The following is a 1,772-nucleotide window of genomic DNA, read 5'->3' as shown; positions in this document are numbered from 1 at the left end:
CTTTGAAAACTGAACAAAGTTTCGACAAATCAAATGTGTAGGGTCGCCCTTCGGGGCACAACATATTTGCGAAGTCAATTCGCTAGCAAATAAATTAAGTAACAAAAACAAGAGCTACAAACTTTTAATTGAGAGTTTGATCCTGGCTCAGGACGAACGCTGGCGGCGTGCCTAATACATGCAAGTCGAACGCACTCTGGAACTGATTGAAGAAGCTTGCTTCTGATTGAAGCTCATTTGAGTGAGTGGCGGACGGGTGAGTAACACGTGGGTAACCTGCCCTAAAGTGGGGGATAACATTTGGAAACAGATGCTAATACCGCATAAAACCTAGCACCGCATGGTGCAAGGTTGAAAGATGGTTTCGGCTATCACTTTAGGATGGACCCGCGGTGCATTAGTTAGTTGGTGAGGTAAAGGCCCACCAAGACTGTGATGCATAGCCGACCTGAGAGGGTAATCGGCCACACTGGGACTGAGACACGGCCCAGACTCCTACGGGAGGCAGCAGTAGGGAATCTTCCACAATGGACGAAAGTCTGATGGAGCAACGCCGCGTGAGTGAAGAAGGTTTTCGGATCGTAAAACTCTGTTGTTGGAGAAGAATGTATCTGATAGTAACTGATCAGGTAGTGACGGTATCCAACCAGAAAGCCACGGCTAACTACGTGCCAGCAGCCGCGGTAATACGTAGGTGGCAAGCGTTGTCCGGATTTATTGGGCGTAAAGCGAGCGCAGGCGGTTTTTTAAGTCTGATGTGAAAGCCTTCGGCTCAACCGAAGAAGTGCATCGGAAACTGGGAAACTTGAGTGCAGAAGAGGACAGTGGAACTCCATGTGTAGCGGTGAAATGCGTAGATATATGGAAGAACACCAGTGGCGAAGGCGGCTGTCTGGTCTGTAACTGACGCTGAGGCTCGAAAGCATGGGTAGCAAACAGGATTAGATACCCTGGTAGTCCATGCCGTAAACGATGAGTGCTAGGTGTTGGAGGGTTTCCGCCCTTCAGTGCCGCAGCTAACGCATTAAGCACTCCGCCTGGGGAGTACGATCGCAAGATTGAAACTCAAAGGAATTGACGGGGGCCCGCACAAGCGGTGGAGCATGTGGTTTAATTCGAAGCAACGCGAAGAACCTTACCAGGTCTTGACATCTTCTGAAAATCTTAGAGATAAGACGTTCCCTTCGGGGACAGAATGACAGGTGGTGCATGGTTGTCGTCAGCTCGTGTCGTGAGATGTTGGGTTAAGTCCCGCAACGAGCGCAACCCTTATTACTAGTTGCCAGCATTTAGTTGGGCACTCTAGTGAGACTGCCGGTGACAAACCGGAGGAAGGTGGGGACGACGTCAAATCATCATGCCCCTTATGACCTGGGCTACACACGTGCTACAATGGATGGTACAACGAGTCGCAAAACCGCGAGGTTAAGCTAATCTCTTAAAACCATTCTCAGTTCGGATTGTAGGCTGCAACTCGCCTACATGAAGCCGGAATCGCTAGTAATCGCGGATCAGCATGCCGCGGTGAATACGTTCCCGGGCCTTGTACACACCGCCCGTCACACCATGAGAGTTTGTAACACCCAAAGCCGGTGAGGTAACCTTCGGGAGCCAGCCGTCTAAGGTGGGACAGATGATTAGGGTGAAGTCGTAACAAGGTAGCCGTAGGAGAACCTGCGGCTGGATCACCTCCTTTCTAAGGAATAATACGGAAAACCTTGTACATTTGTTAGCGTCGAAACTTTGTTTAGTTTTGAGAGGTCTACTCTCAA

At 49.9% G+C, this 1,772-nt stretch carries 1 rRNA gene; it reads left to right on the top strand.

The window, feature by feature from the left end:
• Window positions 1–124 precede the first annotated feature (124 nt).
• A 16S ribosomal RNA gene (locus LFUMFP_RS09775) occupies window positions 125–1,696 on the top strand.
• The last annotated feature ends 76 nt before the right edge of the window (window positions 1,697–1,772 follow it).

Origin of the sequence: Latilactobacillus fuchuensis, from assembly GCF_900258455.1 — a bacterium.
Classification (GTDB): domain Bacteria; phylum Bacillota; class Bacilli; order Lactobacillales; family Lactobacillaceae; genus Latilactobacillus; species Latilactobacillus fuchuensis.
The sequence above is the reverse complement of the archived record's forward strand: the minus strand, read 5'-3'. Positions and strand labels throughout refer to the sequence as shown.